Below are 23,671 nucleotides of genomic sequence, written 5' to 3' on the forward strand. Positions count from 1 at the left end.
ATGGGCTCCGACCGGCTCGACGAGGTCCTCGACGCCGCCTACGCCTGCCTCACGCGGTACGGCGCCCGGCGCACCACGATGGACGACATCGCCTCCGCCATGGGCGTGTCCCGGTCAGCCGTCTACCAGTACGTGCGCAACAAGGACGACGCCTTCCGCCGGCTCGCCGGACGACTCCACGAGGAGGCGCTCCGGCGGGCCCGGGCGGCGGCCGCGTCCGACGCCCCTTACGACGAGCGGCTGCACGGCGTACTGGCCGCCAAGCTCGACCTGGTGCTCCAGCTGGCCGGCGACTCCCCACACGCCACCGAGCTGCTCGACGGCAAGGCCCGGCTGTTCGGCGAGATCTGTACGGCGTTCACCACCGACCTGCGTGATCTCCTGACCGCACTGTTCACCGAAGCGGGAACGGCCGAGGGCGTCGAGCCGCGTGAGGCCGCCGACATCTGTGTGGCGATGGTCATCGGCCTGGAGTCGATGCCCGGTGCCCGGGACCTGCTGGCCCCGGCGACCGCCACGCTCGCGACCGGCCTGCTCGGCGTCCCGAGCGCTCCCCGCGCTTCCCGCACTCCTCCCCCCACTCCCAGCAACCCCCGAGGAACCCCCTGATGACCACCGCCGTCACCCCCACCGAAGACACCGCGGCCCTCGTGGCCCGGCTGCGCGCCACCTTCGCCACCGGCCGCACCCGGCCGCTCGCCTGGCGCATGGAGCAGCTGACCCGGCTGCGGGCGCTGTTCACGGAGAACCGCGAGGCCATCGCCGACGCGCTCCACAGCGACCTGCGCAAGCCGCGCCCCGAGGCGTACGCCGCCGAGGTCGACTTCCCCGTGCGCGAGGTCGACCACACGCTGGCCCATCTGGAGCGGTGGCTCACCCCGACGCCGCTCGACCGGGAAGCCCTCGCCGGCCTTCCGGAAGGATCCACGGCCGGTACGCAGTACGAGCCGCTGGGCACCGTCCTGGTCATCGCGCCCTGGAACTACCCGGTGCAGCTCTCCATGGTCCCCGTGGCGGGCGCGCTCGCCGCGGGCAACGCCGTCGTCCTCAAGCCGAGCGAGCTGGCCCCCGCCACCTCCGCGCTGATGGCCCGCCTCGTGCCGCGCTACCTGGACCCCGAGGCGGTCGCCGTCGTCGAGGGCGCCGTGCCGGAGACCACGGAGCTGCTCGCCCAGCGCTTCGACCACATCTTCTACACCGGCAACGGCACGGTCGGCCGCATCGTGATGCGGGCCGCCGCCGAGCACCTGACTCCCGTCACGCTCGAACTGGGCGGCAAGTCGCCGGTGTTCGTGGACCGGGACGCCGATGTCGCCACGGTCGCCAAGCGCCTGGCCGACGCCAAGTTCCGCAACGCCGGACAGACCTGTGTCGCGCCGGACTACGTCCTGACCGACCCGGCCACCGCCCGCGCCCTCGCGGCCGCCCTCGCCGAAGCCGTGGAGGGCATGTTCGGCGCGGACCCCCAGCGCGGCGAGGGTTACGGCCGCATGGTGAACCAGCGGCACTTCGACCGCGTCGCGGCGCTGCTCGACTCCGGGACGGTGGCGTTCGGCGGACGGACGGACCGCGACGACGTGTACATCGCGCCGACCGTCCTGACCGGTGTGACGGGGGACGACCCGGTCATGCGGGAGGAGATCTTCGGCCCCGTCCTGCCCATCGTGGAGGTGGCGGACCTGGACGAGGCCATCGCCTTCATCAACGACCGCGACAAGCCGCTGGCCCTCTACGGCTTCACGGAGAACGAGACCACCCGGCGGCGCCTCGCCGCCGAGACCTCGTCCGGCGGGCTCGGCTTCGGGCTGCCGATGGCCCACCTGCGCGTGCCCGACCTGCCCTTCGGCGGCGTCGGCGAGAGCGGCATGGGCAGCTACCACGGCCCGCACTCCATCGCCACGTTCAGCCACCGCCGCGCCCGTCTCGACGTCCCCCTGGCCTAGGAGGAGACGCCCCGGCCGCCGTTGCGCGCCGCGAAGGTCGCAGGGCCGTAGCGGGCGGCGGGCGTGCTGGTCTGGTGGGCCCAGTAGCGGTCGCCGTAGGACCAGTGCCACCACTCGGTGGGGTAGTTGACCAGGCCCGCCGTGACCAGGGCCGCGCTCAGCGTGCGGCGGTTGCGGCGGGCCGCCGCGGAGATGCGGTCGGTGTCGGTGTAGCAGGCGCCGTCGCTCTCCTCGGGGCTGGCGTTCACCGGTGTGCCGAGGTCGAGTTCGTCCCCTGCCGTGGTGCACAGCGTGACGTCGACGGCGGCGCCCGCGACGTGCGGTCCCACTTCGGGCGGCGAGAGGGAACGGCTCGTCTGGCGGCGAAGGTGGTCGGCCGACCACTCGGGGTGCGCGCGTCTGAGCTCGGCGGCGTACTCCTCGAAGTACCTGATCTGCAGGTCGAGCGGGCGGTAGCCCTCGGTGACCAGCAGCCGCAGCCCCTCGGGCAGCAGCCGGGCGGCGCGGGCCAGGCGCCAGACGACGCCCTCGCGCAGCTGGGCGTAGGCCCCCGCCGGGTCGGCGAGACGGTCGTCGACGTCGACGAAGGGGAGATGGCGCAGGTCGACCAAGGCCTCACCGCATTCGTGGACCGGGATGTCGACGATCCGTGGATCGTTCATGAGGATGATCGGCGGCATGCTCGGCCCCTTCGTGCCAGGAGTGACGGGCACAGCGCCGGGGCGGGCTCCCACCCGCCCCCGGACTCCCCCTTGTGCAGTGGCCCCATGTCGTTCCCCGTGGCTCCACGCGGCAACGGCCCACACGGCCGACTGTCGCGGTCGTATGGGCCGTGCGAGGCAACAGTGGCCTTTCCCCCGTTGGGTCCCCCGTTGCTGCCGGCCCCTTGGTGCCGCCGACAGGTAGAGCATGGCGCGGGGCGCTGCAAGTTCTCTGCAAAACCGCGACAAGTGTTCCGCAGCCACGGTGGCGGGCGTCAGATGCCCGGTTCGTCCCGCTCCCGTGCCTCGTACGCGGTGAAGACCTCCCGTGCCTCGGCGCGCAGCGCGAGGGCCTGTTCCCGGTCGCCCGCGGCCTCGCGCGCCGCGGCGAGGTCGCGCAGGGTGCGGGCGCGGGGCAGCGGCAGTTCGAGGGCGGCCCAGAAGGCGGCTGCCGCGGTCAGGTGCTTCTCGGCGGTGCCGGGGCGGCCCACGGCCAGTTCGCACTCGCCGAGGGTGCGCAAGGCGAGGGCCTCGCCGAAGCGGTCGTGGTGGGAGCGGCAGGTGTCGAGGACGTCCCGCAGATCGGCCGCCGCCTCCTCGCAACGGCCCAGCCGGAAGCGGCACTTGGCGCGCGCCTGCACCGCGTACGCCGACATGAGCGGGTCGCCGATGACGCGCAGCAGACCCACCGCTTCGTCCGCGAGCCTCTCCGCCTCCTCGTACGCCCCGAGAGCGCGGTGCACGAGGCTGAGGGAGCGCACCGTGAGGGCTTCGCCGCGGCGGCTGCCGAGCCTGCGGTAGGCGCGCAGGGATTCGTCGAGGAGGTCGAACGCCTCCCGGTGCTCGCCCAGTTCGAGGTGGACGGTGCCCGCGAAGCGGCAGGAGAGCCCGAGCCCCGGGTCGTCGTGGAGCCCACGGAAGCCTTCGACCGCCTGGATGAGCACGTCGAGCGCGGCGCGCAGGCGGCCCGCTTCGCGCAGGGCGCTGCCGAGTCCGGCGAGGGCGGCGGCCCGGCCGCGCGCGTCACCGAGCTCGGCGCAGAGCCCGGCCGCCTGGCGGAAGTATTCCTGCGACTCGGCGAACCGGTCCTGTTCGTAGCGGAGTTGACCGAGGCCGATGAGCAGCAGGGCCTCGCCGGAGTGGTCCTCGGCGCGGCGGGCGGCGGCCAGGGCGGCGTCATGGCTGCGCCACCAGGCCTCGAAGCGGTTGCCGACGGCGTACGCGGACGAGCACAGGGCGGCCGCGGCCTCGCAGGCCAGGGTGTGCAGGTCGTAGGCGGCGGCCCGCTCGACGGCGGCGGCGAACGCGTCGGCCTCGGCCTCGAACCAGGCGGAGGGGTCGGCGAGCGCCCGCCGGGTGGCCTCGGGCCCGACGGGCCTCACGAGCCGGCGCATGGCGTCGGAAGCCGCGCTGACCGGGCCGCCCGAGTCCAGGAAGCCGCGGTGCAGTTCGACCGCGCCGGACGGCGTGGCGGACGCGACGCGGCCGGTGAGCCAGAGCCCGGCGCCGAGGGCCCTGCCGACGGCGGCGGAACGCTCGGCGGGGCTGTCCTCGGCCTCGGCGCGTTCGGCCGCGTACACCTGGACGAGGTCGTGCGGTCGGTACCGGGGCTGTCCGGCACGGTCGACGACGGTGCAGTGCAGGAGTTGGGCGTCGATCAGCTGCTCCACGACGCGTTCGGCCTCGGTCTCGCTCACGTCGAGCAGGGCCGCGACCACCCAGGAGGCGACGTCGGGCGCGGCGAGCAGGCCGAGGCGGCGCAGGGCGGTGCGGGCGGGGGCGTCCAGGGCCTGGTAGCTCAGGCTGAGTCCGGCGCGGACCTCCAGGTCGCCGACGGCGAGTTCGTCCAGGCGGTGGCGTTCGTCGGCGAGCCGTTCGGCGAGTGTGCGTGCCGTCCAGTGCCTGCGCGTCGCGAGGCGGGCCCCGGCGATGCGCAGCGCCAGCGGGAGCCCGCCGCACAGCTCGACGATGCGGCGGACGGCGTCCGGCTCGTCGCGTACGCGCCGCTCACCGGCGACCCGGGCGAGCAGGTCGGCGCCGCGCTCCGTGTCGAGCACGTCGAGGTCGGTGCGGTGCGTGCAGGGCAGGGCGGCGAGGCGGGGGCGCGCGGTGATCAGCACACCGCAGGTGGCGCTGCCGGGCAGCAGCGGGCGGACCTGCGACTCGCTGCCCGCGTCGTCGAGCACGAGCAGGACCCGGCGCCCCGCCACCAGGCTGCGGAAGAGGTCCCTGCGCTCGGCGTCGCCCTCGGGCGGGTCGGCGCCGAGGGCGCGCAGCAGGCGGCCGAGGACCTCACCGGGGGCCACGGGGTCGGTGGCGCCGCGCAGTTCGGCGTAGAGCTGCCCGTCGGGGTAGGCGTCGGCGACCCGGTGCGCGGCGGTGACGCCGAGGACGGACTTGCCGACGCCGCCGGGTCCCGTCACGGCGACGACGGGCATGGCCTCGCGCGCCCCCGTACCCGCCCCCGTACCTGTATCGGTCAGAGCGGCCCTGATCTCGCTCAGCTGCGCCTCGCGTCCGGTGAAGTCGCCGATGGCGGGCGGCAGGAGGGCGGGGGCGGGCGAGGCAAGCGCCGGGCCGACGTCGTGGGCGCGCGGGCGTTCACCGGCGGCCGCTGGCGCGTCACCGGCGGCCGGCGCGCTCCGGGGGGTGGGCAGCAGCTCCTCGTCGCCCCGCAGGATCGCCTCGTGCATGGCCCGCAGCCCCGGGCCGGGGTCGATGCCCAGCTCCTCGGCGAGTACGTCGCGGCCCTCCGCGTAGACCGCGAGGGCGTCGGCCTGGCGGCCCAACCGGTAGAGGGCGAGCATCAGTTGACCGCGCAGGCGCTCTCGCGTGGGGTGGGTGGCGACGAGGGCGGTGAGTTCGGCGACCAGTTCCGTCTCGCGGCCCGCCTGGGCGAGGTCGGCGGCGATCCGCTCCTCAAGGGCCGCCTGCCGGGCCTCCTCCAGCTGGTCGGCCATGGCCCGCAAGGTCTCGCCGATCCCGCCGAGCGCGGGGCCGCGCCACAGAGCGAGGGCCTCGCTCAGGAGCCGGGCGGCACCAGCGTGATCGCCCGCGGCCGCCGCCTGCCGGCCCTGCGCCGTGAGCCGCTCGAACGCGGCACGGTCGACGACGTCGGCGTCCGCGTGGATCAGATAGCCGGGCGGCTGTGTCTCGATGACGTCGGGTGACAGCGCGCGACGCAACGCCGACACGTACGACTGGATCAGGGACCGGGCCGTGTCGGGCGGTCTGTCGCCCCAGATCGCGTCGATCAGGGCGTCGGCGGAGACCACCCGGCCGGGTTCCAGGAGCAGCGCCGCGAGCAGCGCCCGGGGCTTGGGGCCGCCGAGGGCCAGGCGTCTGCCCTCGCGCCACGCCTCGACCGGTCCGAGCAAGCGGAAGTGCATGTCCGTGTCCACGCCCGTCTCCATGGGTCCTTGCCCCGCACCGCCCCCGCTCGCCGTTCTCTGTTCCCCGGTTCCCTTTCCCTGTCCCCTGCCCCCTGTCCCCGATCAACTGGTCATGGTACGTCCGCGCGGCTCCAACTCTCCGCTGAGCAGTGGGAATCAGCCATGCGCGCCGCATGCATGAAGCAGAGTGGAGGCCTACAGGAATGGCGGGAACCGATGCGCAGCTTGTACGTCATCGCCCACCCGGAGGCGACCCACCATGTCGAGCGCGTGGTGGGCGGCTGGCACGACTCGGACCTCACGGCGGCCGGGCTGAGCGCGGCGGCCTCGATCGCCGGGGCGTTGCGGAAGCAGATCCCCGAGGGCGAGGAGGTGGAGGTGGTCTCCTCGGATCTGCGCCGTGCCCGGCGGACGGCACACGCGGCGGCCGAGCCCTTCGGCGTGCCGGTGGTCGTGGAACGCGGACTGCGCGAGAAGTCCTACGGCGAGGCGGAGGGCCGCCCGCAGGAGTGGCTGGACCGGCGGTTCGTCCCGCCGCCGGCGGCCGGGGACCGGATGGGCCACCACGAGGGCGTGGCGGGTGCGGAGACCAGGGGCGAGTGCGCGCGGCGCGTCTACGACGTCATGGAGGGGCTGCTGCGCCGCCCGTGCGCGCACCAGATCGTCGTGACGCACGGCTTCGCCCTGACGTTCGTCGTGGCGGCCTGGATCAAGATGCCGTACGAGACGGTGGGCTCGGTCAGTTTCCGGGCGCCCAGCGGGAGCATCACGGTGCTGCGCGAGGACGACTTCTTCCACAACCGGCAGGTCGTCAGCCTCGGCGACACACGTCACCTCGGCTGACGACCCGGGCCGGGCAGGTCAGGCGCCGCTCGCGTCCAGCATGTCCTCGCGCTCGACGATCTTCACGCGCTCGCGGCCCTGGGGCTCGCCGAGCGCCTTCTCCGCGGCGTCGAGGCGGTACCAGCCGTCCCACGTGGTGAAGCGGATGTTCCGCTCGGCGAGGAAGGCGTCCACGGCTTCCGGGGCGGGCGCCTCGGGAGTGAGCAGACGGCCGTTCTCGTGGTCGTCGATCAGGCTCGCGACCGTCTCGTTGGCGTCGCCCTTGGTGTGGCCGATGAGGCCCACGGGACCGCGCCGGATCCAGCCGGTGACGTACGTCGACGGCAGGTGCTCGCCGGTCTCCTGGATGACCCGGCCCGCCTGGTCGGGGACCGTGCCCGAGGCGACGTCCCAGGGCAGCTTGGGCAGTTCGTCGGAGAGGTAGCCCACGGCGCGGTAGACGGCGCCGAGGTCCCAGTCCTTGAACTCGCCGGTGCCCTTGACGTTGCCGGTGCCGTCCAGGGCGGTGCGCTCGGTGCGCAGGCCGACGACCTTGCCGTCCTCGCCGAGGATCTCGACGGGCGACTCGAAGAAGTGCAGGAACAGCTTGTGCGGCCGGTCGCCGACGTCGCGGATGGCCCAGTTCTCCAGGGTCTTGGCGACCATGTCGGCCTGCTTGTTGCCGCGCCGCGTGGCGATCGAACCGTCGTCGTAGTCGATGTCCTCGGGGTCGACGATGACCTCGATGTTCGGGGAGTGGTCCAGTTCCCGCAGCTCCATCGGGCTGAACTTCGCCTGGGCGGGGCCGCGGCGGCCGAAGACGTGGACCTCCAGCGCCTTGTTGGCCTTCAGGCCCTCGTACACGTTCGCCGGGATCTCGGTGGGCAGCAGTTCGTCGGCGGTCTTGGCGAGGATGCGGGCCACGTCGAGCGCGACGTTGCCGACGCCGAGGACGGCGACCTTCTCCGCCTCCAGCGGCCAGGTCCGGGGCACGTCCGGGTGGCCGTCGTACCAGGAGACGAAGTCGGCGGCGCCGTGGGAACCGTCGAGGTCGATGCCGGGTATGTCCAGGGCGCGGTCGGCGGTCGCGCCGGTGGAGAAGATCACCGCGTCGTAGAAGGTCCGCAGGTCGTCCAGGCTGATGTCACCCGGGTAGTCGACGTTGCCGAAGAGGCGGATCTGGGGCTTGTCGAGCACCTGGTGCAGGGCCGTGATGATGCCCTTGATCCGCGGGTGGTCGGGGGCCACGCCGTAACGGATCAGGCCGAAGGGGGCCGGCATCCGCTCGAAGAGGTCGATCGACACACCGGGTTCGACGGCCACCGCGGACTTCAGCAGCGCGTCGGCAGCGTAGATCCCGGCCGGGCCGGCTCCGACAATGGCTACCCGCAGAGGGCGAGGCATGTTCAGGTTCCCTTCGAGCGGTGATGGGGGTACTCGCGGGGAAGCCTAAACTAAGGCAAACCTAAGTAAGTAGCCGGGTCGAATTTATGACCCCATAAGGCGGCCTTATGAGCATCCCATGCCGGTGCAGGGCGAGGACTATACGTACGGCCGGCCGGCTCGGCGCTCGGCCGGGGTGCCCGGCGTCGTGCTGCCGAGCCTGCGGCGCAGGCCGCCGCGGGTCTGCGTGGTCGTCGACACGTCGGGCTCGGTCAGCGACGCCGAACTGGGCAGCGCGCTCCTGGAAGTCGCCGCGATCGGCCGTGCCGTGGGCGGCCGTCGCGACCTGGTGACGGTGGTGTCGTGCGACGCGGCGGCGCGGATCGTGCACCCGCTGTGCCGGGGCGAGGGGATCCCGCTGGTGGGCGGTGGGGGGACCGATCTCCGTACGGGCTTCGCCAAGGCGCTCGGGGCCCGTCCGGGCCCCGATGTCGTCGTGGTCCTGACGGACGGGCAGACGCCGTGGCCGAACAGCCGGCCGCCGTGCCGGACGGTGGTGGGCCTGTTCCCCCGGCCGGGGGCGGACGACGCGTGGGACGAGGACGACCCCGACCACGTGCCGGATGCGCCGCCCGAGTGGGCGCGGGTGGTCGAGATCGGGTGAAGGTGACGACGATGTCCGGGGCGGCCGGGCGGCCGCCCCGGACATCGTCACCGAGGAAGAGCGGAGAGGAAGAGCGGAGAGGAAGAGCAGAGGGGAACAGCAGAGACAGGATCAGACCAGGTCGAACCGGTCGAGGTTCATGACCTTGTCCCAGGCCGCGACGAAGTCCTTCACGAACTTCTCCCGCGCGTCATCGCTCGCGTACACCTCCGCGACCGCCCGCAGCTCGGAGTTCGAGCCGAAGACGAGGTCGGCACGGGTGGCGGTCCACTTCACCTCGCCCGTGGCGACGTCGCGGCCCTCGAACGTGTCCTGGGCCTCGGACGTCGACTTCCACTCCGTACCGAGGTCGAGGAGGTTGACGAAGAAGTCGTTCGTCAGCGTCCCGGGCGTGGCGGTGAACACGCCGTGCTGTGACCCCTGGTAATTCGCGCCGAGGACGCGCAGGCCACCGACGAGGACCGTCAGCTCGGGGGCGCTCAGGGTGAGCAGGTTCGCCTTGTCGAGCAGCAGGTACTCGGCGGGGAGGCGGTTGCCCTTGCCGAGGTAGTTGCGGAACCCGTCGGCGCTCGGCTCCAGCGCGGCGAACGACTCCACGTCCGTCTGCTCCTGCGTGGCGTCCACGCGTCCCGGCGTGAAGGGCACCTCGACGTCGAAGCCCGCGTCCTTGGCGGCCTGCTCGACGCCGGCGGTACCGGCGAGCACGATCAGGTCGGCGAGCGAGATCCGCTTGCCGCCGCTCTGCGCGGCGTCGAAGGTGGCCTTGATGCCCTCCAGGGTGCGCAGCACCGTGGCCAGCTGGTCGGGCTGGTTGACCTCCCACCCGCTCTGCGGCTCCAGGCGGATGCGGGCGCCGTTGGCACCGCCGCGCTTGTCGCTGCCCCGGAAGGACGAGGCCGCGGCCCACGCGGTCGACACCAGCTGGGACACCGACAGGTCCGAGGCGAGGATCTGGGCCTTGAGGGCGGCGACGTCCGCCGCGTCGACGAGTTCGTGGGTGCGGGCGGGCAGCGGGTCCTGCCACACCAGCGTCTCCTGCGGGACCTCGGGGCCGAGGTAGCGGGCGACCGGGCCCATGTCGCGGTGGGTGAGCTTGAACCAGGCGCGGGCGAAGGCGTCCGCGAACTCATCGGGGTTGGCGAGGAAGCGGCGCGAGATCTGCTCGTAGGCCGGGTCGAAGCGCAGCGACAGGTCCGTCGTGAGCATCGTCGGGGCGTGCGTCTTCGACCCGTCGTGGGCGTCGGGGACGGTGCCGGCACCCGCGCCGTCCTTCGGCCGCCACTGGTGCGCGCCCGCCGGGCTCTTGAAGAGCTCCCACTCGTAACCGAACAGGATCTCGAAGAAGCTGTTGTCCCAGGTGATCGGGGTGTTCGTCCAGATGCCCTCAAGGCCGCTGGTGATCGTGTCGGCGCCCTTGCCGGTGCCGTACGTGTTCTTCCAGCCGAGGCCCTGCTGCTCGATCGGGGCGGCCTCCGGGTCGGGCCCCACGTGGTCGGCCGGGCCCGCGCCGTGGGTCTTGCCGAAGGTGTGGCCGCCCGCGATCAGGGCGACGGTCTCCTCGTCGTTCATGGCCATGCGGCGGAACGTCTCGCGGATGTCGCGGGCCGCGGCGAGCGGGTCCGGGTTGCCGTTGGGGCCCTCGGGGTTGACGTAGATGAGGCCCATCTGGACGGCGCCGAGGGGGTTCTCCAGCTCGCGGTCGCCGGTGTAGCGCTCGTCGCCGAGCCAGGTGGTCTCGGGGCCCCAGTAGACGTCCTCGTCGGGCTCCCAGACGTCCGCGCGGCCACCGGCGAAGCCGAAGGTCTTGAAGCCCATGGACTCCAGGGCGACGTTGCCGGTGAGGATCATGAGGTCGGCCCACGAGATGCTCTGGCCGTACTTCTTCTTGACCGGCCACAGCAGGCGGCGGGCCTTGTCGAGGCTCGCGTTGTCCGGCCAGCTGTTGAGGGGCGCGAAGCGCTGCTGACCGGCGCCCGCGCCGCCGCGGCCGTCGCTGATCCGGTAGGTGCCCGCGCTGTGCCAGGCCATGCGGATCATGAACGGGCCGTAGTGGCCGAAGTCGGCGGGCCACCAGTCCTGCGAGGTCGTGAGGACCTCCGCGATGTCCCGCTTGACGGCCGGCAGGTCGAGGGACTTGAACGCCTCGGCGTAGTCGAACTCCTCACCGAGCGGGTTGGCCACGGCGGGGTTCTTGGCGAGGATCTTCAGGTTGAGCCGCTCCGGCCACCACTGGCGGTTTCCGCCGCCCTGGGTCGGGTGCGGGGCGCGGTTGTGCGCGACGGGGCAGCCGGTCACCTCCTCGGGCTTCGGGTCGGTGACGATCGCGTCGTGGTTCTCGGTCACGGGAATCCTTCCGGACGGGGCGGATCACAATGCTCGGGAACTGCTGACGGTCGCACCGCCGCAGCACAGGCCCATGGCTGACCTCGGCTCCGCCGGCACGGAAGCCTCGGTGGTCGCAGGTCATCGGGACGGGGCGGGCTGCTCGCCGCATGGATCGCCCGTGAGCGGGGTACCCGGCTCCGCGGCGAACGGACCCGGCTCCTGAAGTCACGTACTTTTCCCTGCTGTTGCCCTGTCCCTTGGCTACGGCCGGAACCGATCCTACGATGGACCAAGTCCAAGTCAATACGGCAGACAAGCCCATGAGAAGTCAGTTGTCGGACGACGCACACTAAGGCTGGTGGCAATGAGTGACCTGCTGGAACGGCTGCGGGGGCGCGGCTGGCGGCTGACCGCTCAGCGCCGGGTGGTCGCGGAGGTGCTCAACGGCGACCATGTCCATCTCACCGCCGACGAGGTGCTCGCGCGTGCCACCGACCGGCTGCCGGAGATCTCCCGGGCCACGGTCTACAACACCCTCGGCGAACTGGTCTCGCTGGGCGAGGTCCTTGAGGTGGCCACGGACGGCCGCGCCAAGCGCTACGACCCGAACGCCCACCGCCCCCACCAGCATCTGATCTGCTCGGACTGCGGCGCGATCCGGGACGTCCACCCCACCGGCGATCCGCTGAGCGCGCTGCCGGATTCGGAGAGGTTCGGCTTCACCGTCTCCGACGTCGAGGTGACGTACCGGGGCCACTGCCCGGACTGCGCCCGCGCCTGAAGCGCGGGCGCACCCCGGTTACCGTTACGGCGCCATCTCGTACGCCCCGGCCAGCGACTCGACGGTCTCCCACACTCGCGCCGACCTGGCCTCGTCGACGACCGGGCGGCGCACCGCACCCAGGGCCCAGCGCTGCTGCTCCTCGGTGGCGGAATCCTTGCCGTGCAGTTCGACGGCGTGCGCGGAGAAGTCGCGCACGAGGACGGCGAACAGTTCGTCGAGGACGTCCTCGTCGAGCCCGGTCAGACGCGCCTGCTCCAGGATGAGCTGGCCGTGCACGACCAGCGCGAACAGCTGACCGACGGCGAGGAGGAGGTCCAGGTCCCGGCTCTGCTCCTCGTCGGGGGCGGCGGTCGTGACGAACTCGCACAGCGCGTCCGCCTGCTCCCGGAAGCGGGCCACGTTCGCCACCGAGGCGTACGCGGCGTAGGCGGCGCGCCAGTCGTGGAAGCGCACGGAGCCGAGCCCGCGGGCCGGTCCCTGCCGGAAGAGGAACGCGTCGTCGGCCGCGTCGAGACGGGTCGGCACGGGGGCGTACTCAGCCGGGTCGAGCAGGTGGTTGCGCATGAACTTCAGGATCAGCGCGAGGTTGACGTGGACCGTGCCCTCCAGCTTGGGCAGCCCCCGGATCTCGATCGCGGCCTGGGCGAAGTAGTTGTCCTTCTCGAAGCCCTTGGCGGCGATGACGTCCCACGTCAGGTCGATGACCTTCTCGCCCTCCGTGGTCACCTTCATCTTCGTCATCGGGTTGAAGAGGAGGTAGCGGCGGTCGTCGGGCCCGGCGGAGCGGAAGTAGTCGACGGCGCGGTCGCTGAACAGCTTCATGCCGACGAGACGGACGTACGCGTCGGTCAGCTCGCGGCGCACGTGCGGGAAGGCGGTGACGGGGCGCCCGTAGAGGATGCGGTGGTGGGCGTGGGTCACGGCCTCGTACATCGCGTGCTCGCAGATGCCGATCGAGGCGGTGCAGAGGTTGAACTTGCCTACGTTGACCGTGTTCAGGGCGGCGTCGAAGGCGGCGCGGCCGGTGTGCAGGACGTCCTCAGGGCCGACCGGATAGTCCTCCAGGCGGAACTCGCTCACGTACTTCGAGGAGTCGACGACATTCTTGACCAGGTGGTACGCCTCGTGGCGGCTGTCGGCGGCGAAGAAGACGTACCCGTCGGGTCCCTCCACGTCGGTGCGGCGGCCGAAGACGGAGACGAGCCCGGCGGCGTTGCCGTTGCCGATGTAGTACTTGGAGCCGGTGGCCCGGAAGCCGCCGGCACCGTCACTGTCCGGCTCAAGGAGCATGTCGGTCGAGTAGATGTCGGCACCATGGGCCTTCTCCGACAGACCGAAGGCGAACACCTCGCCCTGGGCGAGCAGTTCGGCCGCCCGTTCACGCGCCGCCGCGTTGTCGCTCTGCCACACCGGGCCGAGACCCAGGATGGTGACCTGCCAGGCGTACCAGTAGTCGAGCCCGTAGAAGCCGAAGATCTCGTTGAGGGCGGCGATCCGGGCGGTGTCCCAGCGCTTGTCGGAGCCGTCCTCGGCGGCCGAGGCGGGAGTGAGGAAGGTCGCGAAGAGCCCCTCCTTGGCGGCGAACTCCAGGAAGTCCGCCAGCCAGACGCGGGAGCGGTAGTCCTCGATCAGCTTGCGCTTGCCGCGGGCCTCGAACCAGTCGACGGTGGCGCGCAGCAGCCTGCGGGTCTCCGGGTCGAAGTGCGTCGGGTCGTAGGTGCGGGGGTTGAACAGCAGCGCGTCGGCCATGGGGGTTCGCCTATTCCTGAGGGAGTCGAGGTACGGGTGCGGCTCAGCCCTGGGGGCCGAGCCGGTGGAGGGTGTCGATCACGTCGTCGAGCCAGGCGAGCGTCATGCGTTCGTACGCGATGCCGCCGCGCAGCACGACATGCTGGAGCTCCTGCGCGGCGTCCGGTGGCGTGGGAGCCTCGGGGCCGGTGAAGTCGCGCCGCTCCCCCGCGAGGTAGCGGGCGAGCCGGTCGGCGTGCTCCTGGCGGTGCCGCTCGACCTCGCGGATCAGCGCGACCGGGTCGTCGAAGGCGGCACCGCGGATCTTCACGGCGAGCTCGTGCCGGACGCTCTCGGGCGCGATGGGTTCGTGCAGCCACGCGGACAGGACGGACCGCCCCTGGGCGGTGACGGAGTACTCCTTCTTGTCCGGCCGCGCCTGCTGCGCCACCTCACGGGCGTCGATCCAGCCGTCGCCCTCCATGCGCTTGAGGACGCGGTAGATCTGCTGGTGGGTGGCGGTCCAGAAGTACCCGATGGACCGCTCGAACCGCCGGGCCAGCTCATAGCCGGAGCCCGGCTTCTCCAGCAGCGAGACGAGGATCGCGTGCTCTAGCGCCATGCGCAGATCTTTCTATGCAATTCGTTGCATAGACAAGAGCCGCCGGCTCGGTGAGACGCGCCTCACCCCTCGGTCCCCGCTCCCGCGGAACCGCCGCGTCCGCGGGCTCGCTCAGCCGAGGAAACTCAGGCGGACCTGCCGGTCGGGATTGTCGACGTTCGTGTCGACCAGGCACACCGACTGCCATGTGCCGAGTTCCAGGCTGCCGCCCACCACCGGCAGCGTGGCGTGCGGCGGGACGAGGGCGGGCAGGACGTGGTCGCGGCCGTGGCCGGGGCTGCCGTGCCGGTGCTGCCAGCGGTCGTCGGCGGGGAGCAGGGTGTGCAGCGCGGCGAGGAGGTCGTCGTCGCTGCCCGCCCCCGTCTCCAGGATGGCGATGCCCGCCGTGGCGTGCGGGACGAAGACGTTGAGGAGGCCGTCGCGGCCGGCCGCGACCTCGCGGAGGAAGGCCTCGCAGTCACGGGTGAGGTCGAGGACCCGCTCGCTCGAACCGGTGGCGACCCGCAGGACTCGGGTGGTGAACGCATCGGACATACCCCCATCCTCTCTCATCCCGCCGCCCAGCGAGTGATACGGGGCGTCCGGCTTTCGAGACGCCATTGACCCTGCGTACGCGATCTCGCTACGTTCTGCGGCATGTTGCGTTCAGCTCTGCTCACCACGCGCGGTCACATCGACCTGCTGCGGGTGGCCTCTTCCGCGTGTCGCCGCGGCTGCTGACGCCCTCTCACCCGCTTTCCCCTCTCCGTAGGCCGTTCGGTCCGCCCCGTCTCGCCTGATCTCGCTCGGGTCGCGGACGCACGCCCCTCCCCTCCCCTCCTTTCTCCTGTTCTTCCTCCTGCCATGGAGCGCCTATGAGCGTCAGCCATGCCTCTCCGCATGCCTCGACCGACATTTCGCCTATATCCGAGACATCAACCGGCGACGGTGACCCCGGCCCCAGCGTCGCCCCTGGCCCTGGCCCCGAACTCGAAGCCCTCGTCCCCTCCTCCAGCCGCCGCGCCCGCTTCCCCCGCTGGCTGCGCCGCACCTCCGGGCCGGTCCTCCTCGGCGCACTGTGGCAACTCCTCAGCACTACAGGGGCGTTGTCCAGCGACGTCCTGGCCTCACCGGGCACCATCGTCCGTGTCGCCGGTGATCTGATCCGGGACGGCTCGCTGCCCTCCGCCATGGGTGTCTCCCTGCAACGCGTCGCCCTGGGACTGCTGTTCGGCATCGCCGCCGGTGCGGCACTCGCCCTCGTCTCGGGGCTCTTCCGGGTCGGCGAGGACCTCGTGGACGCCGGGGTGCAGATGCTGCGCACCGTGCCGTTCGTCGGACTCATCCCGCTGTTCATCATCTGGTTCGGCATCGGCGAGACGCCCAAGATCGCCATCATCGCGCTCGGCGTCTCCTTCCCGCTGTACCTCAACGTGTACGCGGGGATCCGGGGCGTGGACGCGCAGTTGATCGAGGCCGGGGAGTCGCTCGGCCTGTCGCGGTGGGGGCTCGTGCGGCATGTCGTCCTGCCCGGCGCGCTGCCGGGGGCCATGACCGGGCTGCGCTATTCGCTCGGCATCGCCTGGCTCGCGCTCGTCTTCGCCGAGCAGGTCAACGCCGATTCCGGCATCGGGTTCCTCATGGTCCAGGCCCGCGACTTCCTGCGGACCGACGTGATCGTGGTCTGCCTGATCGTCTATGCCTTCCTCGGCCTCGTCGCCGACCTCGTCGTCCGCACCCTCGAAAGGCTCCTGCTGCAATGGCGACCGACGTTCACCGGCCGATGACCTCCGCCGACGCCACCGCTCCGATCCCCGCGCCCGCCGACGCCGCCATCCCGGCCCCCGTGTCCGCCGTACGTGTCGACGGGCTCACCCGCTCCTTCGACGGGCGCGCCGTCATCGACGACCTCCACCTCGACGTCCGGCCGGGCGAGTTCGTGGCGCTCCTCGGACGCAGCGGCTGCGGCAAGTCGACGCTGCTGCGCATCCTCGCGGGGCTCGACCGCGACATCGAGGGCACCGTCCTCGTGCCGCGCCGCAAGGCCGTGGCGTTCCAGGCGCCCCGTCTCATGCCGTGGAAGCGGGTGTGGCGCAATGTGCTGCTCGGGCTGCCGGGCAAGCCGGGGCGCGACGTCGCCGAGCAGGCGCTGGCGGAGGTGGGCCTGAAGCACCGCGTCGGCGCTTGGCCCAAGACCCTCTCCGGCGGGGAGGCCCAGCGCGCCTCCCTGGCCCGGGCGCTGGTACGGGAGCCCGACCTGCTCCTGCTCGACGAGCCGTTCGGCGCGCTCGACGCCCTCACCCGCATCAAGGCACAGCGGCTCGTCGACGAGCTGTGGCAGCGGCGCGGCTGCGCGGTCCTGCTCGTCACGCACGACGTGGAGGAAGCGGTGCTCCTCGCCGACCGGGTCCTCGTGATGGACGCCGGCGTCATCGCGTACGAGAGGCGGATCGACCTGGAGCGGCCGCGCGGCATCTCCGACCCGCGCTTCGCCGAACTGCGCGAGGAGCTGCTCCGCCGCCTCGGCGTGGAGGCGCCCGCCGAGAGCGCCACCGCCTGACCCCGCCCCCTCCCCCCACCCTTCACGCACCGATCGAACGGAAACCCCATGCGACGACCACCACACCCCGCCCCGGCCGCCCTGCTCCTCCCCCTGGCCCTGCTCCTCGCCGCCTGCTCCGGCACCTCGTCGGCCGGCACCTCGGTCGGCGGCGCGGGTGGCGGTACCGACGGCAAGGGGTCGCTCACCCTCAACGTCGGTGACCAGCGCGGCGGTTCGGAAGCCGTGCTGCGCGCGGCCGGGGAGCTCGACGACCTCACGTACAAGATCCGCTGGTCGACCTTCACCTCCGGGCCGCCGCTCCTGGAGGCCGTCAACGCCAAGGCCGTCGACATCGGCGCGGTGGGCAATACCCCGCCTGTGTTCGCGGCGGGCGCGGGTTCGAAGATCTCCGTGATCGCCGCGAGCCATGGCACGGCGGCGGGCGAGGCGATCCTCGTCCCGAACGGCTCGCCCTTGAAGAAGCCACGGGACCTCAAGGGCCGCTCCGTCGCCGTGGCACAGGGGTCGTCCGCGCACTTCCAGCTGATCGCCTCCCTTGAGAAGGCGGGCCTCGGCTTCAAGGACATCAAGGTCAAGTACCTGCAACCGGCTGATGCGCTCGCCGCGTTCACCAGTGGCAAGGTGGACGCCTGGGCTGTCTGGGACCCGTACACCTCACAAGTGCTGCGGGCGAAGACGGGCCGCGTCCTGACCGACGGCGACGGTGTCGTGAACGGCCTCAACTTCCAGGTCGCGGCGCCCGGCGCGCTGAAGGACAAGAAGAAGTCCGCGGCCGTCGCCGACTACCTCAAGCGCCTGCGCAGGGCGCAGGACTGGGTCCACGACCATCCTCAGGCATGGGCGAAGGTCTGGGCGAAGGACACCGGCCTGCCCTACGAGGTGGCGTTCGACGCGGTCAAGCGCACCAACGGCACGCGGGTTCCAGTGGCCGTGGACAAGAACGTCGTGACCTCCGAGCAGGAGATCGCGGACACCTTCACCGCGCTGAAGCTGATCCCGCGCCGCATCGACTTCGGCGATTTCGTCGACACCCGTTTCAACGGCGGGCTGCCGCCCTCCACCACCAAGCCGCGCACGTACCGCGCGCACACGAACGGCGAGGAATCCTGATCATGACCGTCCACCTGCACTGGTTCCTGCCGACCGGCGGCGACGGCCGCACCCTCGTCGACCGGCACGCGTACACCGACGGCGGCATCACGCGCTCCCGTGTCACCCCGGTGAGCGGCGTCCGCGCGCCCGACATCGAGTATCTGGCGCAGATCGCCAAGGCCGCCGAGCAGCTGGGGTTCGAGGCGGTGCTCACGCCGACCGGCACGTGGTGCGAGGACGCCTGGCTGACGACGGTCGCGCTCGCGCAGCACACGGAGCGGCTCAAGTTCCTCGTCGCCTTCCGGCCCGGCGTCCTCTCCCCCGTGCTCGCCGCGCAGATGGCGGCCACGTACCAGCGCATCACGCGCGGACGGCTGCTGCTCAACGTGGTCACGGGCGGCGACGCGACCGAACAGCGACGGTTCGGCGACCACTTGGACCACGATCGCCGCTACGCCCGTACCGATGAGTTCCTCTCGGTCGTACGAGGGGTGTGGAGCGGCCGGCCGTACGACTTCGACGGCGAGCACTACCAGGTGGAGGGCGGGCTGACCGCGCTGCCGCCCGATCCGCTGCCGGAGATCTTCTTCGGGGGTTCCTCGGCGGCGGCCGGTCCGGTCGCGGCGCGGCACACGGACGTGTATCTGACGTGGGGCGAGCCGCCGGAGCAGGTCGAGCAGAAGATCGACTGGATCCGGGGGCTGGCCGAACGCGAGGGTCGTACGGTCCGCTTCGGCATCCGGCTGCACACCATCTCCCGTGACTCGTCGGCCGAGGCCTGGGCCACCGCGCACCGTCTGCTCGACGACCTCGACCCGGACACGATCGCCGCGGCCCAGGAGGCGCTCGGCCGCAGTGAGTCGGTCGGTCAGCAGCGGATGCTCGCGCTGCACGGCGGCTCCCGCGACAAGCTGGAGATCGCACCGAACCTCTGGGCCGGGGTCGGCCTCGTGCGCGGCGGCGCGGGCACGGCGCTCGTCGGCAGTCACGCGGACGTCGCCGACCGGATCGAGGAGTACCACGCGCTCGGTGTCGAGCACTTCGTGCTGTCCGGCTATCCGCACCTCGAAGAGGCGTACTGGTTCGGCGAGGGCGTCATCCCGGACCTGGCACGGCGCGGGCTGCTGCCGCGCGTCCCCGCGTCACCGCTCGCCGGGGTGCCGGCGGCGAACGGTCGTCCGGCGTCGGCTCCGGGCGGTGCTCCGCTGCTGGTGGCGGGCGGACGCTGAGCCCCGTGGGCCCGCCGGGAAGATCTCGCCCCCTGACGCGGTTAGTGGAACCGTGAACTACATCGGGGTACGGGACGCAGCCGCCGCAGAGGCGCACGACGTGGACGTGGTGGTCATCGGCGCGGGCCAGGCGGGCCTCTCCAGCGCCTACCACCTGCGGCGGGTCGGGTTCGAACCGGGCCGGGGCTTCGTGGTCCTCGATCACGCGCCCCGGCCCGGCGGCGCCTGGCAGTTCCGGTGGCCTTCGCTGACGTACGGCAAGGTGCACGGCATGCACGCGCTCCCCGGCATGGAGCTGACGGGCGCCGACCCCGCGCGTCCCTCGTCGGAGGTCATCGGGGAGTACTTCACGGCGTACGAGGACCGCTTCGACCTGCGGGTGCGGCGCCCCGTCGACGTACACAAGGTGCGCGAGGGCGAGGGCGGGCGGCTGCTCGTGGAGACCTCGGCGGGCACCTGGTCGACACGGGCGCTGATCAACGCGACGGGCACGTGGGACCGGCCGTTCTGGCCGCGCTACCCGGGCCAGGAGACGTTCCGTGGACGGCAGCTGCACACGGCGATCTACCCCGGCCCAGAGGCTTTCGCGGGGCAGCGGGTGATCGTCGTCGGCGGTGGCGCGTCAGGCACGCAGCACCTGATGGAGATCGCTCCCTACGCGGCGGAGACCACCTGGGTCACCCGTCGCCCGCCGGTGTTCCGCGAGGGGCCGTTCGACGAGAACTGGGGGCGCTCCGCGGTCGCCATGGTCGAGGAGCGCGTACGCCAGGGGCTGCCGCCGCGCAGCGTGGTGTCGGTGACCGGCCTACCCGTGAACGACACGATCCGCCGGGCACGGGCCGACGGGGTCCTCGACCGGCTGCCGATGTTCGACCGGATCACGCCGTCGGGCGTCGAGTGGGACGACGGGCGGCGCGTCGACGCGGACATCATCCTGTGGGCCACGGGCTTTCGCGCCGCGATCGACCACCTGGCTCCGCTGCGGCTGCGCGAGCCGGGCGGCGGCATCCGTATGGAGGGCACCGGAGCGGCCGCCGACCCGCGCGTCCACCTGGTGGGGTACGGGCCTTCGGCCAGCACGATCGGCGCCAATCGCGCGGGCCGCGCCGCCGTGCGCGACATCCGCAGGCTGCTGGCGGGGGCGCCGGTCACGGTGTGATCCGTCGCCCCGCGCGGCGGTCAGGACCCCTGGCTGTGCCGGGTGTTCTTGTCGAACTCCGCGACGTTCCTCTGGTGCTCTTCGAAGGTCGCCGTGAAGCGTGTGTCACCCGGCTTCACCGTCACGAAGTACAGCCAGTCCCCTGGAGTCGGGCTGGTCGCCGCCCGCATCGCCGCTTCGCCCGGATTGCTGATCGGTGTGGGCGGCAGGCCCATGCGCGCATAGGTGTTGTAAGGGCTGTCGATCTTCGTGTCACGGTCGCTGGTGGTGAGCGTGGAGCGGTTGAGGGCGTAGTTGATGGTCGAGTCCATCTGTAGCGGCATGCCCTTGTCGAGGCGGTTGTAGATGACCCGGGCCACCTTGCCCATCTCCGCCTTGGAGCCGGCCTCCGCCTCGATCATGCTGGCGATGGTGACGGTCTGGTAGACGTTGACGGCGTTGCGGTCGGCACCCGCCGTCACATGGCTGCCGCTGAACTTCTTGTTCGCCGTGTCCACCATGTACGACAGGACCGATGCCGGGGTCGAGCGGGAACTGATCGGATATGTCGCCGGGAAGAGATAACCCTCGGGGTTGCCCCCGGCGTCACCGGGAAGCTTCAGGTCGGCCTTGGGCAGAGCCTTCTTCGTGGTGCCCGCCGGCACCTTCAGGGCCTTGTCCACGGCCGCGTACACCTGGCTCGAGCGCCAGCCCTCGGGGATCGTCAAGGACTCTGGCCGCGCATTGTCGTCCGGAAGCAGCAGCGGCACCGTCACGGCGGTGGCCACCGCAAGGGCTCCGGTCGCGATCAGGGCGATCCGGCCCCGCCGCGTCAGTCGAATCGTGCCCCGTCGCGGAATCTTGGTCTGCATGGGGGCACGTTAACCCGTAAATACGGTTATTTCCGACATATCCTCATGGCGTCGGCTCCAGTTGGGCGTCTCTGCGGACCAGGGCGGCGTAACGCCCGTCGCGCGCCATGAGCTCCTCGTGCGTGCCGCGCTCGGCGATGTGCCCGCCGTCCAGGACCACGATCTGGTCGGCGCCGCGGACGGTGGAGAGCCGGTGGGCGATGGTGAGGGTGGTCCGGTCGGCGGACAGGGCGTCGATGGCTTCCTGCACGGCCCGCTCGGTGCGGGTGTCCAGGGCACTGGTCGCCTCGTCGAGGATGAGGACCGGCGGATCGCGCAGGATGGTGCGGGCGATGGCCAGGCGCTGCTTCTCGCCTCCGGAGAAACGGTGGCCGCGCTCGCCGACCACGGTGTCGTACCCGCCGGGCAGGGAGGCGATGTGGTCGTGGATCTGGGCGGCACGGGCCGCGGCCACGAGCTCCTCGTCGGTGGCGTCGGGCTTGGCGAAGCGGAGGTTGTCGGCGACCGAGGCGTGGAAGAGGTACGTCTCCTGGGAGACGACGCCGACGGCGCGGGCGAGGGTGTCGAAGTCGAGGTCGCGCACGTCGACGCCGTCGAGGGTGACGCGGCCGCCCGTGACGTCGTACAGCCGGGGGACGAGGTGGCTCAGGGTCGACTTGCCGGAACCGGTGGATCCGACGACGGCCAGACTGCCGCCGGCAGGTATCACCATGTCGATGCCCTGGAGCGTCGGTCCCGACTTCTCGTCGTAGCGGAACTCGACGTCCTCGAAGCGGACCTCTCCCTTGATCGCGTCGAGGCGCACCGGCTTCTCGGGCTCGGTGATGTCGACGGTCAGATCGAGGTATTCGAAGATGCGCTGGAAGAGTGCGAGCGAGGTCTGGATCTGCACGCCCGTGGAGAGCAGGCTCACGGTCGGCCGGAAGAGGCCCTGCTGGAGCGAGACGAAGGCGACGAGCGTGCCGATGGAGACGGTGGGGCCGCCCATCTGGAAGGCGAGGCCCGCGCTCCAGTAGATGACGGCGGGCATGGCGGCCATCACGATCGAGATGACGGCCATCCGCCAGCGGCCCGCCATGTTCGACCGGATCTCCAGGCCGACCAGCCGCTCGGACTCGTCGGCGAAGGATGCGGCGAGGGAGTCGGCGCGGCCCATCGTGCGGCCGAGGACGATGCCGCTCACGGAGAGGGATTCGGTGACGGTCGCGGCCATCGCCGCCATCTGCTTCTGGCGCTGCGTGGCGATCTTCTTGCGCTCGCGGCCGACCCGGCGGCTGATCCACACGAACACCGGGAGCAGGAGCAGGGAGACGACGGTCAGGCGCCAGTCCAGGGCGAGCATGGCGACGACGGTCGCGATCACGCTCGTGAGGTTCGAGACGAGGGATGTCGCGGTGGAGGTGACGGTCGCCTGCATGCCGCCGATGTCGTTGGCGATGCGGGACTGGATCTCGCCCGTGCGGGTGCGGGTGAAGAAGGCCAGGGACATGCTCTGCAACCGGCCGTAGACGGCCGTGCGCAGGTCGTGCATGACGCGCTGCCCCACGGAGGTGCTGATCAGGGTCTGGAGGACGCCGAAGACGCTCGTGACCACCGCGCTGAGGATCATACCGAGCGCGAGCAGGCTCAACAGGCCCGTGCGCCCCTGCGGGATCGCGGTGTCGAGAATCTCCTTCAGCAGGAAGGGGGCCGCGACCGAGACCAGGGACGCGGCGCAGACCAGCAGGCCCACGAGCGCGAGGCGGCCTCGGTAGGGGCGGAAGAGGCGCAGGATGCGGCGCATCTGGCGCGGCTGCGGCTCCTCGCCCGGCGCCGGGGCAGGTGGTGTCCAGGTGGGTTCGTCGTGACGCATGGGCTCCTACGGATCTAGAGGGAGCTACGCAAATTGCGCTGAAGACAACTCGAGGAGCATAGCTCACTGTTACCTATACTCACAATGTACAAGGTCCTGATAAAGTTCCCGCATGAACACCCCGGACCCCGACGGCCTGCTCGCCGAACAGCTGCTGCGGCTGACCCGCAGGTTGCAGCGGATCCAGAAGCGCCACCTGGTGCCGATCGGCATCACCCCCGCCCAGTCCCGCCTGCTGCGCACCCTCGCGCACTGCGAGACCCCACCCCGCATGGCCGACCTCGCCGACCGCCTCGAGGTGGTCCCGCGCGCCGTGACGACGCTGGTCGACGCCCTGGAGGCCGGTGATCTCGTACGGCGCGTGCCCGACCCGACCAACCGCCGGGTGATCCGCATCGAGCTCACCGACGCGGGCCTGAAGGCCCTCGGCGAGCTGCGCGGCGCGCGGCGGGCCGCCGCGGAGGACATCCTGGCCCCGTTGGACGCCGAACAGCGCGCGCGGCTGGGCGGTCTGCTGAACGCCCTGTTCGATGTGCGGGACCCGCGGGACGGCCACCGCCGCTGCTGAAGCCCAGGCGCACC

19 protein-coding genes and 1 pseudogene are annotated in these 23,671 nt (G+C 71.8%); 11 read left to right on the plus strand and 9 right to left on the minus strand.

What is annotated here, in order from left to right:
- Both KKZ08_RS02860 and KKZ08_RS02865 read left to right on the plus strand, forming a co-directional pair.
- Positions 1-609 (plus strand): TetR/AcrR family transcriptional regulator, encoded by a 609-nt coding sequence (locus tag KKZ08_RS02860; RefSeq protein WP_223772913.1) that lies wholly within the window; start codon positions 1-3, stop codon positions 607-609.
- Complete coding sequence (locus KKZ08_RS02865) at positions 609-1,943, plus strand: aldehyde dehydrogenase family protein (RefSeq protein ID WP_223772914.1); 1,335 nt, start codon at positions 609-611, stop codon at positions 1,941-1,943. The genes KKZ08_RS02860 and KKZ08_RS02865 overlap by 1 nt, the downstream gene beginning before the upstream one ends.
- Here KKZ08_RS02865 and KKZ08_RS02870 read toward each other — a convergent pair.
- Both KKZ08_RS02870 and KKZ08_RS02875 read right to left on the minus strand, forming a co-directional pair.
- A complete protein-coding gene (locus KKZ08_RS02870; RefSeq protein ID WP_223772915.1) occupies positions 1,940-2,623 on the minus strand; it encodes a M15 family metallopeptidase in 684 nt (227 codons plus the stop codon). The two genes, KKZ08_RS02865 and KKZ08_RS02870, sit on opposite strands and share 4 nt — an antisense overlap.
- A gap of 296 nt (positions 2,624-2,919) precedes the next feature.
- Positions 2,920-6,045 (minus strand): BTAD domain-containing putative transcriptional regulator, encoded by a 3,126-nt coding sequence (locus KKZ08_RS02875; RefSeq protein WP_223772916.1) that lies wholly within the window; start codon positions 6,043-6,045, stop codon positions 2,920-2,922.
- A 207-nt stretch (positions 6,046-6,252) separates the two neighbouring features.
- On the opposite strand from KKZ08_RS02875, the gene KKZ08_RS02880 reads away from it, so the two are divergent.
- On the plus strand, positions 6,253-6,879 hold the full coding sequence (locus tag KKZ08_RS02880; protein WP_223772917.1) for a histidine phosphatase family protein: 627 nt from the start codon (positions 6,253-6,255) through the stop codon (positions 6,877-6,879).
- 18 nt (positions 6,880-6,897) lie between these two features.
- On the opposite strand, the gene KKZ08_RS02885 is transcribed toward KKZ08_RS02880, so the two are convergent.
- The gene (locus tag KKZ08_RS02885) at positions 6,898-8,262 is read right to left on the minus strand and encodes an FAD-dependent oxidoreductase (RefSeq protein WP_223772918.1); all 1,365 of its coding nucleotides are present in this window, start codon (positions 8,260-8,262) and stop codon (positions 6,898-6,900) included.
- A 130-nt stretch (positions 8,263-8,392) separates the two neighbouring features.
- Here KKZ08_RS02885 and KKZ08_RS02890 point away from each other — a divergent pair.
- A pseudogene (locus tag KKZ08_RS02890) lies at positions 8,393-8,905 on the plus strand (VWA-like domain-containing protein); the annotation flags it as partial.
- A gap of 111 nt (positions 8,906-9,016) precedes the next feature.
- Here the strand turns inward: KKZ08_RS02890 and katG are convergent.
- Positions 9,017-11,248: a catalase/peroxidase HPI gene (katG, locus tag KKZ08_RS02895; RefSeq protein ID WP_223772919.1), complete on the minus strand. Its 2,232-nt coding sequence runs from the start codon at positions 11,246-11,248 to the stop codon at positions 9,017-9,019.
- 346 nt (positions 11,249-11,594) lie between these two features.
- Here katG and KKZ08_RS02900 point away from each other — a divergent pair, with 346 nt between their 5' ends.
- Entirely contained in the window at positions 11,595-12,011 is a 417-nt protein-coding gene (locus KKZ08_RS02900) for a Fur family transcriptional regulator (RefSeq protein WP_223772920.1), read from the plus strand.
- Between the two features lie 24 nt (positions 12,012-12,035).
- Here KKZ08_RS02900 and KKZ08_RS02905 read toward each other — a convergent pair whose 3' ends face one another.
- The 3 genes from KKZ08_RS02905 to KKZ08_RS02915 all read right to left on the minus strand — a co-directional run bounded on the left by KKZ08_RS02905 (position 12,036) and on the right by KKZ08_RS02915 (position 14,898).
- Positions 12,036-13,763, minus strand: a complete 1,728-nt coding sequence (locus KKZ08_RS02905; protein WP_223772921.1) for an acyl-CoA dehydrogenase family protein — start codon at positions 13,761-13,763, stop codon at positions 12,036-12,038.
- 43 nt (positions 13,764-13,806) lie between these two features.
- On the minus strand, positions 13,807-14,364 hold the full coding sequence (locus KKZ08_RS02910; protein WP_223772922.1) for a PadR family transcriptional regulator: 558 nt from the start codon (positions 14,362-14,364) through the stop codon (positions 13,807-13,809).
- Between the two features lie 111 nt (positions 14,365-14,475).
- A complete protein-coding gene (locus KKZ08_RS02915; RefSeq protein ID WP_223772923.1) occupies positions 14,476-14,898 on the minus strand; it encodes a YjbQ family protein in 423 nt (140 codons plus the stop codon).
- 320 nt (positions 14,899-15,218) lie between these two features.
- On the opposite strand from KKZ08_RS02915, the gene KKZ08_RS02920 reads away from it, so the two are divergent.
- The 5 genes from KKZ08_RS02920 to KKZ08_RS02940 are packed head-to-tail and all read left to right on the plus strand — an operon-like array spanning position 15,219 to position 20,386.
- Positions 15,219-16,130, plus strand: coding sequence for an ABC transporter permease (locus KKZ08_RS02920; protein WP_223772924.1), 912 nt, complete (start codon positions 15,219-15,221; stop codon positions 16,128-16,130).
- Positions 16,103-16,903, plus strand: a complete 801-nt coding sequence (locus KKZ08_RS02925) for an ABC transporter ATP-binding protein (RefSeq protein ID WP_223772925.1) — start codon at positions 16,103-16,105, stop codon at positions 16,901-16,903. Before KKZ08_RS02920 ends, KKZ08_RS02925 begins: the two co-directional genes overlap by 28 nt.
- A gap of 48 nt (positions 16,904-16,951) precedes the next feature.
- Entirely contained in the window at positions 16,952-18,016 is a 1,065-nt protein-coding gene (locus KKZ08_RS02930) for an ABC transporter substrate-binding protein (RefSeq protein WP_223772926.1), read from the plus strand.
- 2 nt (positions 18,017-18,018) lie between these two features.
- The gene (locus KKZ08_RS02935) at positions 18,019-19,227 is read left to right on the plus strand and encodes an LLM class flavin-dependent oxidoreductase (protein WP_223772927.1); all 1,209 of its coding nucleotides are present in this window, start codon (positions 18,019-18,021) and stop codon (positions 19,225-19,227) included.
- A 52-nt stretch (positions 19,228-19,279) separates the two neighbouring features.
- Entirely contained in the window at positions 19,280-20,386 is a 1,107-nt protein-coding gene (locus tag KKZ08_RS02940; RefSeq protein WP_223772928.1) for an NAD(P)-binding domain-containing protein, read from the plus strand.
- Between the two features lie 20 nt (positions 20,387-20,406).
- Here the strand turns inward: KKZ08_RS02940 and mltG are convergent, their stop codons facing one another.
- Positions 20,407-21,237: an endolytic transglycosylase MltG gene (mltG, locus tag KKZ08_RS02945; protein ID WP_223772929.1), complete on the minus strand. Its 831-nt coding sequence runs from the start codon at positions 21,235-21,237 to the stop codon at positions 20,407-20,409.
- 43 nt (positions 21,238-21,280) lie between these two features.
- Entirely contained in the window at positions 21,281-23,089 is a 1,809-nt protein-coding gene (locus tag KKZ08_RS02950; RefSeq protein ID WP_223772930.1) for an ABC transporter ATP-binding protein, read from the minus strand.
- A 112-nt stretch (positions 23,090-23,201) separates the two neighbouring features.
- On the opposite strand from KKZ08_RS02950, the gene KKZ08_RS02955 reads away from it, so the two are divergent.
- Positions 23,202-23,657, plus strand: coding sequence for a MarR family transcriptional regulator (locus KKZ08_RS02955; RefSeq protein ID WP_223772931.1), 456 nt, complete (start codon positions 23,202-23,204; stop codon positions 23,655-23,657).
- Positions 23,658-23,671 lie beyond the last annotated feature (14 nt).

It is taken from the genome of Streptomyces sp. 135 (genome assembly GCF_020026305.1).
Classification (GTDB): domain Bacteria; phylum Actinomycetota; class Actinomycetes; order Streptomycetales; family Streptomycetaceae; genus Streptomyces.

Bases quoted from the DNA above. Each gene is read 5' to 3' on its own strand.
- mltG (WP_223772929.1), bottom strand. From the start codon at position 21,237: ATGCAGACCAAGATTCCGCGACGGGGCACGATTCGACTGACGCGGCGG.
- KKZ08_RS02915 (WP_223772923.1), bottom strand. From the start codon at position 14,898: ATGTCCGATGCGTTCACCACCCGAGTCCTGCGGGTCGCCACCGGTTCG.
- KKZ08_RS02885 (WP_223772918.1), bottom strand. From the start codon at position 8,262: ATGCCTCGCCCTCTGCGGGTAGCCATTGTCGGAGCCGGCCCGGCCGGG.
- KKZ08_RS02870 (WP_223772915.1), bottom strand. From the start codon at position 2,623: ATGCCGCCGATCATCCTCATGAACGATCCACGGATCGTCGACATCCCG.
- KKZ08_RS02865 (WP_223772914.1), top strand. From the start codon at position 609: ATGACCACCGCCGTCACCCCCACCGAAGACACCGCGGCCCTCGTGGCC.
- KKZ08_RS02905 (WP_223772921.1), bottom strand. From the start codon at position 13,763: ATGGCCGACGCGCTGCTGTTCAACCCCCGCACCTACGACCCGACGCAC.
- KKZ08_RS02910 (WP_223772922.1), bottom strand. From the start codon at position 14,364: ATGGCGCTAGAGCACGCGATCCTCGTCTCGCTGCTGGAGAAGCCGGGC.
- KKZ08_RS02900 (WP_223772920.1), top strand. From the start codon at position 11,595: ATGAGTGACCTGCTGGAACGGCTGCGGGGGCGCGGCTGGCGGCTGACC.
- KKZ08_RS02930 (WP_223772926.1), top strand. From the start codon at position 16,952: ATGCGACGACCACCACACCCCGCCCCGGCCGCCCTGCTCCTCCCCCTG.
- KKZ08_RS02880 (WP_223772917.1), top strand. From the start codon at position 6,253: ATGCGCAGCTTGTACGTCATCGCCCACCCGGAGGCGACCCACCATGTC.
- KKZ08_RS02955 (WP_223772931.1), top strand. From the start codon at position 23,202: ATGAACACCCCGGACCCCGACGGCCTGCTCGCCGAACAGCTGCTGCGG.
- KKZ08_RS02925 (WP_223772925.1), top strand. From the start codon at position 16,103: ATGGCGACCGACGTTCACCGGCCGATGACCTCCGCCGACGCCACCGCT.
- KKZ08_RS02950 (WP_223772930.1), bottom strand. From the start codon at position 23,089: ATGCGTCACGACGAACCCACCTGGACACCACCTGCCCCGGCGCCGGGC.
- KKZ08_RS02860 (WP_223772913.1), top strand. From the start codon at position 1: ATGGGCTCCGACCGGCTCGACGAGGTCCTCGACGCCGCCTACGCCTGC.
- KKZ08_RS02935 (WP_223772927.1), top strand. From the start codon at position 18,019: ATGACCGTCCACCTGCACTGGTTCCTGCCGACCGGCGGCGACGGCCGC.
- KKZ08_RS02920 (WP_223772924.1), top strand. From the start codon at position 15,219: ATGAGCGTCAGCCATGCCTCTCCGCATGCCTCGACCGACATTTCGCCT.